Source organism: Sphingomonas sp. PAMC 26605 (assembly GCF_000241485.1).
In the GTDB taxonomy this organism is placed as follows: Bacteria; Pseudomonadota; Alphaproteobacteria; order Sphingomonadales; family Sphingomonadaceae; genus Sphingomonas.
The window spans coordinates 2934479-2941159 of the sequence record NZ_JH584241.1; the positions used below are offsets into that span (position 1 = coordinate 2934479).

Consider the following 6681-nt stretch of genomic DNA (forward strand, 5'->3'; position numbering starts at 1 on the left):
CGTGTGCATGCGGCGCGCTGCTGGGGTCAGACCGGGCGGCAACCTTGCTGCCCGAAACCTTGACGATACCAGTGCGTTGGAAAAACCGCCATTAACGGGGGAGATCATGGTCCAGAAGAAACAACATCACACGCCTGTGCCGGTCTCCGGGACAGTGCTCGCGCTTCGCCAGGAGCTGGCGAGCGGGATGCGATCGCTCGCGCGTTTCGAGCTCGGTATCCGGTCGGTCGATGTCGTCGCCGGCACGGACGCGATATGGGCGATCATCCGGCGTCCCGGTTGTGGCGGCCTCGCACTGCGACTGGCGTATTGTCCGGGGGGCGCGGCTGCGATCCGCAAACGCCGGGTACGCGCTGGTGAGCACGTCCGGATCGACGTGCGCAGCGCGATCGGGCTTCACGAGATCGTGCTGCGCGCCGACACGCTCGACCTCGCCGTGCTGCGCGCGACGATCCAGCTGACCCCGTCCGCGCCGTTGCTCGTGCCGTTCCACCCCCGCGACGTCTACCCGCTCGGCCAGCATGACGACCCTCTCTCCGCACAGGGGCGGGTCGAGGCGGCGCAGCGCGGTCTGAACAGCGGGATCAGCTTTTTTCATCTCGACGCGCCCGCGTTCGGTAGCGTGCTCTATTTCCAGAACCTTACCGCGCTGAACGCGTACTTTGCCGGAACCGGCACCAAGCCCGATGCAGCGGTCGGTGGGGAATGGCCAGAGCTCGGCTATCTCCCGCCGACCCCGCCGCAGAGCGGGACGCCGCCGACCAACCCGCTGTCCGCCGACGTCGCGGTCACCATGTCGGACGCGATCCTGGTCCTGCACGACGATACGGCGTGCGACGAACAGGACATGGCGCGGCGCTTCCTGCAGATGCTCGGCGCGGCGTATCGCCAGCTCGAAGCGCCGCCGACCGACTATCGCGACTGGGTGTGGCGCGCCGAGAAAACGCTGAACGATCTGCAGACCGCGCCCGAGGCGACGATCCGGCATTACGGCCACACCTACATCCACCCCTACACCGCCTCGGAATATCCCGACGTGATGGTGCAGATGTCGCTCGTCGCGGCGCTGCGCGACTATGCCGCCTGGACCCAAGAAGATATCGCGCTCGAGGACGAACTCAAGCGCAGCCTCGTCAAGTTCCACGATACCAAGCTCAATACGATGCGGCGCTATCTCCCCAATGTCGGGCGCGACAAGGACAAGCTCGCGGTCGACAGCTGGTATCTGTATCACCCGCTGCTCAATCTCGGTCGCCTCGCTCTCGACGGCGATGCCCGGGCGAAGCGCCTTTTCCTCGGCTCGCTCGACCATGCGATCGCGGCGGCGCGGCACTTCGCCTACGCCTGGCCGATCCAGTTCAAGGTCGACAGCTTCGAGGTGATCGTCGCAGCGCGGAACGACGATGGGCTGGGGCAGACCGACGTCGGCGGGATCTACGCGTACGTCATGCTGCAGGCCTATGAGCTGACCGATGACCCGCTCTATCTCGACGAGGCGCGCGCCGCGATCGATGCCGCGCGGGGCATGCGCTTCGAACTCAACTATCAGGCTAATCTGACCGCGTGGGGGGCGTCGGCCTGCCTAAGGCTGTGGCGGATCACCAACCGCGAATATTACATGCGGCAGAGCTACGTCTATCTCGCGAGCTTCTTCCACAATTGCGAGATCTGGGAATCGCAGATCGCGAACGCGCGGCATTATCGCAACTTCCTTGGCGCGACGTGCCTCCACGATGCGCCCTATATGGCGATCTACGAATGCTTCGACAGTTTCACCGCATTCGAGGGGTATCTCAAGGACAGTGGGCCCGATCTCGATCCCGCCGCGCGTCTGCTGATCAGCGAATATTGCAAATACGCGCTCGACCGGGCGTGGTATTATTATCCGGACGCGCTGCCGCCTGAGATTCTCGCGAGCGATGTCCGCAACGGACATATCGACCGCACGCTGTCGTTTCCGCTTGAGGATCTGTACGCCGACGGCCAGCCGGCCGGGCAGGTCGGTCAGGAAATCTATGGAGCGGGTGCGGCATTCGTCTTCGCCAGCCGCGCTTTCCATACCGTCGCGGGCGCGCCGTTCCGGATCTTCTGCGACCATTTTCCGGTCACCACCGAACGCACGTCCGAGCGGTCGCTGACATTCGGCATCGATGGCGGCAGCGCCCGCACGGCAAGCTTCAGCATCGTAGGGCTGGCGGGACGGCGGATGGCCAAGCTCAGGCTTCGCGCGCCTGGCGGAGAGACGATCCGGCCACGCCATCGCTCCGATGACCGGATCGACTATGTGGTCCCGGCGAGCGGCCAGGTCATGCTGGCGTGGTGAACCAGCATAGATTTCACGCGTTCTTTCGTCGGAAGAGAGACCCATGGCCAAATTATCCGAAGGTGAGCGCGACGCCCTGCCGGCGAGCAAGTTCGCCGAGCCCGACAAGCGCACCTATCCGATCGAGGACGCGGCGCACGCCCGCAATGCCAAGGCACGCGCGAGCCAGGCCGAGAAAGCGGGGCATATGTCAAAGGCGGAAGAGCATCGTATCGATAAGAAGGCCGACGCGGTGATCGATAAAGACTGACATCGGCCTATTCGACCACCGCTTCGGTCGCGCGCTCTTGCCGCTTAGCGAGCGGCGGTCGCCGCATAGCGGGCAACGTCGTCGCCCCCTGTTACCCGTACCGCACCGTTGCCCGGCAGCGCCGTCTTGGTTGCGACCGTCTTGTGAGCGTTCTCAGCCCTTCAAATGCTTTTCGACGGCGGCGGCACTGTGACCGACGGCATCGATCGCCTTCTGCAATTCCGCGCGCGTGACACCGAACTTATGCGTCCAATATTCGACCTCATACGCTTCGCTCATCGCGATCCTCGAACTGTCCTGCGGCGAACGCAGGGATGTGTCGTCGCTCATCTGATCCTCCTCCGGTCATCTGGTAGATAACGCCGGTGTTGCCCGAGAGTTGCGCGGCACGCGTCGCCCGCGGGCATGCGCTACCGATCCGCGGTACTGAGCCAGGCTTCCAGCGAGCCGAGGGTCTCGAACGTGGCGTCAAACCGATAGGGCAGCCGCGAAACGCCGATTCGATATACCAGTGCCCGGCGAGCGCACCATGGATGCCGCTCAGGCACGATGCGACCGCGAGCAGCCGGCCGTCGCGCAGGATCATGACGGCCTCGCTATCGGGCGTGTCGCTGTCGAGCGTGGTGGGGACGAAGCTGAACATGCATCAGGCCGCCCCATGCAGATAGTCGGGGTCGAACTCCGCGGCGCGTTGCATCCGCGGCCAGTCGGCGATGCGGACGTCGCGTCGATCACGCTCGATGACGCCTTCTTCGCTCAATGCGCGCAGCATGCGATTGACGTGGATCGCGGTCAGTCCCGTCGCGTCGGCGATCAACTCCTGGCTCATCGGCAAGTCGAACCGCTCGGGGCTCCCCAGACCCGCCGCTTCGCGGCGCGCGGCGAATTCGCATAGCATGTGCGCGACTCGCGTCTTCGCGTCGCGGCGCCCGACGTTGAGCACCCATTCACGAAAGATCGACGCCTCGATCAGGCTGTCTTTCCACAAGGCTGCCGCGACCGCGGGGCGTTCCTCGGTCAATTTCCTGAGACTCGCGACCGGGATGCTGGCGATCACCGCATCCGTGATCGTCTGCACATTGTGATCGGCGCGGGACAGCAGCATGTGCTGTCCGTCGAGCACGTCGCCGGGGATGTGGAACGACACGATCTGACGGCCGCCATTGGCGGCGACCTTGTGCCGAAACGCAAAGCCTTCGAGCAGGAAGGCGCACTCGCGAACGATATCGCCATGGCGCACCAGCGATTCCAGCGGGTGGGCGGAGCGCACGCGCACTCTCAGCGTACGGATCGCCAAATGGTCTGCGGCATTCAGCGGGTGCAACCGGTCCAGCTTGCGGATCAAAAAGTCGAAGGGGTCGATTGTCGTGACGGTCATTCAGCGGATCTCGGTCCTGTCGTTCGCGCGCCACTGTTCAGAATAATCAACGGATTTCACTAATCTGAATCATTGCGCCGCTTATAGGCCGCGATCCTCCGGGCGAATGCCGCGCCGCGGCCGAAGATAGTGCGCGGATGCTGGTAACAACTTCACAAATCTGGATTAGTTTTCGCTGCCGAGCCGGAACAGGGCGGGGTGAGCGGCGGTTCGAAATGCTCCACCAAGCGGAGACGGTCCCATGTTCATGCACAACAAGCGCCTGCAATATACCGTGCGCGTTTCCGAGCCGAACCCGCGGCTCGCAACGATGATGCTCGAACAGTTCGGCGGCGCCGACGGCGAACTGGCGGCAGCGATGCGCTATTTCACGCAAGGCCTGGGCGAGGACGATGCCGGCCGAAAGGATCTGCTGCTCGACATCGCGACCGAGGAACTGAGCCATCTCGAAGTGATCGGATCGATCGTCGCGATGTTGAACAAGGGCGTCAAGGCGCAGCTCTCCGAAGGGCAGCTCGCCGAGACCGAACTCTATCAGATGATCGGCGCGAGTGGCGCCAGCGCGAAGGAGTCGCTCCTGTTCGGCGGCGGTCCGTCGCTGACCGACTCGGCCGGCGTGCCGTGGACGGCGGCCTATGTCGATTCGCGCGGCGAGCCGACCGTCGATCTCCGCTCGAACATCGCCGCCGAGGCGCGTGCGAAGATCGTCTATGAACGCCTCATCAACATCACCGACGATCCCGGGATCAAGGAAGCGCTCGGCTTCCTGATGACGCGCGAGATCGCGCATCAGAAGTCGTTCGAGAAGGCGCTCTACGCGATCGAGAACAACTTCCCGTCTGGCAAGCTGCCCGGCGTCGAGGCGTTCGCCAACGTCTACGTCAATACGTCGCAGGGGGAAGGCGACGCCGAAGGCCCGTGGAACAGCGGCGAGCAATGGGACCGGATCGACGATCTCGAGCGCACCATGCCGATCGACGGCGGCGACGGCCTAGCGAGCGTGACGCTGCAGGAATCCGATGCCGAGGCACTTACGCGGCTGTCAGCGCGGACGCTGTCGAACCCGGCGAGCGAGCCGATGACGGGTGTCGACCTGGGCGCCGGTCCTGGGGCGGGTCGCACCACCGATGACGACAAGAGTGGCGCCGTCGATATCGAGGACGCGGTCGCGATGGCGGCCGAGCGCGACTGACCATCTGCCGCGCGACCGGCCACGGTGTGGCCGGTCGCGCGGGCTCACGAGACGCGGTGCGCGCTCGTGTTCACCTGACCTGCGGGCGTTTGCCCTGCCCGCGCGGTGCGAGAAACGGTGTTTGGTCGATCATGACACGCTTCCATTTCGATGTGATCGATCACACCGGTCTGACCCGTGACGAGGATGGTCAGGATCTCCCGTCGCTCGTCGCGGCGCGCGCGGTGGCGATCGAGGGCATCCGGTCGATGCTGAGCGACGACCTCTTGCTTGGTTTTATTGATTTATCTGGGCGCATCGATATAAAGTCCGTCGATCGACGCCTTCTGGCGACCATCCGGTATTGCGACGCGGTAAGCCTGTACGGGCTCGACGACATGAAAGACATGCCGTGATCGAGAAATTGCTCCTCAAGCTGCGCGCACGTGACGATGTCAGTGCCGAAGAAGAGGATATCCTGCGCGGTCTGGTGGCGGACACGAAGGAGGTCGCGGCCGATGTGACGGTGGTCCGCGCCCAGGTCGATCTCTCGGTGAGCAACATCCTGCTCGCGGGGCTGATGTGCCGCTACAAGGACCTCTACAACGGTGAACGCCAGATCACCGAATTGCATGTCCCGGGCGATTTCGTCGATTTGCACTCGTTTCCGCTCAAGCGTCTCGATCACAATGTGATGGCGCTGGTCCCGTGCAAGATCGCCTTGGTGCCGCATGACCGTTTGCACGCCATCACCGAAACGCATCCGCATCTCACGCGGCTGCTGTGGTTCATGACCACGCTCGACGCCGCGATCCACCGCGAGTGGGAGTTGTCACTCGGCCGCCGCACGTCGTCGGCGCGAATCGCGCATGTGCTGTGCGAGCTGCACACGCGGTTTCAAATCGTCGGCATGACGCAGGGCTACAGCTACCGTCTTCCCCTCACCCAGTTCGATCTCGCCGAGTGTCTCGGTTTGACCGCCATCCACGTCAACCGCACCTTGCGCGAACTGCGGATGAGCCGCCTCGTCACATTTCGGAACAAGACCGTAGTGATCGAGAACTTCGCCGGACTGGCGAAGCTAGCGGAATATGATTCGGATTACCTCTACGTCGACAAGCGACCGCGATAGCGATCAGCTCATAGTTTCGGCGGTCCATTGCCGGATCGAACATTCCCGAGTCGGACGGGTCTCGGCGCGCATGCTCTGCGCCATGATCTCGATCGCCCAGCGCGTACGTTGCTGGCTGGAGCTCGCCACCGCGTCCGCTGGCACCCACAGGTCATCGTCGCGCATGTGCGCATCGGCGGCGGTGAAGCACGCAGATGTCGGCGGCGATCCCGGTCAGGATCAGGCGCCGGCCCCGAGCGTGGGTAGCAGGACCGGCATGCCCGTCGCGTAGAAGCCCGAAAACTGCGGCTTGATCACGAAATAGTCGCGATCGCGCGGCGCCAACAGCTGCGCGATTGCCTTCGCGACCGCATGCCCCTCGCTCGCGGTCGCGACCAGTTCGGTCCGCTCCGCATGCCATTGTCCGAAATGATCGTTCACGTAGAGC

9 protein-coding genes and 1 pseudogene are annotated in these 6681 nt (G+C 64.0%); 5 read left to right on the forward strand and 5 right to left on the reverse strand.

Annotation, left to right across the window (positions count from 1 at the left end; translation table 11 throughout):
- Nucleotides 1-106 precede the first annotated feature (106 nt).
- Together RH90_RS13665 and RH90_RS13670 are read left to right on the forward strand one after the other, a co-directional pair.
- Nucleotides 107-2323, forward strand: coding sequence for a hypothetical protein (locus RH90_RS13665; RefSeq protein ID WP_051124674.1), 2217 nt, complete (start codon nucleotides 107-109; stop codon nucleotides 2321-2323).
- A 43-nt stretch (nucleotides 2324-2366) separates the two neighbouring features.
- Nucleotides 2367-2573 carry a DUF6582 domain-containing protein gene (locus tag RH90_RS13670; protein WP_010186282.1) on the forward strand — a complete coding sequence of 69 codons (207 nt, stop codon included), beginning with the start codon at nucleotides 2367-2369 and terminating at the stop codon, nucleotides 2571-2573.
- Between the two features lie 153 nt (nucleotides 2574-2726).
- Here the strand turns inward: RH90_RS13670 and RH90_RS22650 are convergent, their stop codons facing one another.
- Genes RH90_RS22650 through RH90_RS13675 form a run of 3 tightly spaced genes read right to left on the reverse strand, consistent with a single transcriptional unit; the run spans nucleotide 2727 to nucleotide 3951 of the window.
- The gene (locus RH90_RS22650) at nucleotides 2727-2852 is read right to left on the reverse strand and encodes a DUF3606 domain-containing protein (RefSeq protein ID WP_232280358.1); all 126 of its coding nucleotides are present in this window, start codon (nucleotides 2850-2852) and stop codon (nucleotides 2727-2729) included.
- The gene (locus RH90_RS23505; protein ID WP_157134596.1) at nucleotides 2836-3216 is read right to left on the reverse strand and encodes a hypothetical protein; all 381 of its coding nucleotides are present in this window, start codon (nucleotides 3214-3216) and stop codon (nucleotides 2836-2838) included. Before RH90_RS23505 ends, RH90_RS22650 begins: the two co-directional genes overlap by 17 nt.
- A 3-nt stretch (nucleotides 3217-3219) precedes the next feature.
- Complete coding sequence (locus RH90_RS13675) at nucleotides 3220-3951, reverse strand: Crp/Fnr family transcriptional regulator (RefSeq protein WP_010186284.1); 732 nt, start codon at nucleotides 3949-3951, stop codon at nucleotides 3220-3222.
- A 241-nt stretch (nucleotides 3952-4192) separates the two neighbouring features.
- Between RH90_RS13675 and RH90_RS13680 the strand changes: the two genes are divergently transcribed.
- The 3 genes from RH90_RS13680 (at nucleotide 4193) to RH90_RS13690 (ending at nucleotide 6254) form a co-directional block, all read left to right on the forward strand.
- Nucleotides 4193-5143: a manganese catalase family protein gene (locus RH90_RS13680; RefSeq protein WP_010186285.1), complete on the forward strand. Its 951-nt coding sequence runs from the start codon at nucleotides 4193-4195 to the stop codon at nucleotides 5141-5143.
- Nucleotides 5144-5274: 131 nt separating this feature from the next.
- Nucleotides 5275-5538, forward strand: coding sequence for a DUF6894 family protein (locus tag RH90_RS13685; protein ID WP_010186286.1), 264 nt, complete (start codon nucleotides 5275-5277; stop codon nucleotides 5536-5538).
- Nucleotides 5535-6254: a Crp/Fnr family transcriptional regulator gene (locus tag RH90_RS13690; RefSeq protein WP_010186287.1), complete on the forward strand. Its 720-nt coding sequence runs from the start codon at nucleotides 5535-5537 to the stop codon at nucleotides 6252-6254. The genes RH90_RS13685 and RH90_RS13690 overlap by 4 nt, the downstream gene beginning before the upstream one ends.
- A 3-nt stretch (nucleotides 6255-6257) precedes the next feature.
- On the opposite strand, the gene RH90_RS23510 is transcribed toward RH90_RS13690, so the two are convergent.
- Nucleotides 6258-6419: a hypothetical protein gene (locus RH90_RS23510; protein WP_157134598.1), complete on the reverse strand. Its 162-nt coding sequence runs from the start codon at nucleotides 6417-6419 to the stop codon at nucleotides 6258-6260.
- Between the two features lie 54 nt (nucleotides 6420-6473).
- A pseudogene (locus RH90_RS22120) lies at nucleotides 6474-6681 on the reverse strand (cysteine hydrolase); the annotation flags it as partial.

Coding starts and splice junctions, on each gene's coding strand:
- RH90_RS13665 (WP_051124674.1), top strand. CDS start 107: ATGGTCCAGAAGAAACAACATCACACGCCTGTGCCGGTCTCCGGGACA.
- RH90_RS13670 (WP_010186282.1), top strand. CDS start 2,367: ATGGCCAAATTATCCGAAGGTGAGCGCGACGCCCTGCCGGCGAGCAAG.
- RH90_RS22650 (WP_232280358.1), bottom strand. CDS start 2,852: ATGAGCGAAGCGTATGAGGTCGAATATTGGACGCATAAGTTCGGTGTC.
- RH90_RS23505 (WP_157134596.1), bottom strand. CDS start 3,216: ATGTTCAGCTTCGTCCCCACCACGCTCGACAGCGACACGCCCGATAGC.
- RH90_RS13675 (WP_010186284.1), bottom strand. CDS start 3,951: ATGACCGTCACGACAATCGACCCCTTCGACTTTTTGATCCGCAAGCTG.
- RH90_RS13680 (WP_010186285.1), top strand. CDS start 4,193: ATGTTCATGCACAACAAGCGCCTGCAATATACCGTGCGCGTTTCCGAG.
- RH90_RS13685 (WP_010186286.1), top strand. CDS start 5,275: ATGACACGCTTCCATTTCGATGTGATCGATCACACCGGTCTGACCCGT.
- RH90_RS23510 (WP_157134598.1), bottom strand. CDS start 6,419: ATGCGCGACGATGACCTGTGGGTGCCAGCGGACGCGGTGGCGAGCTCC.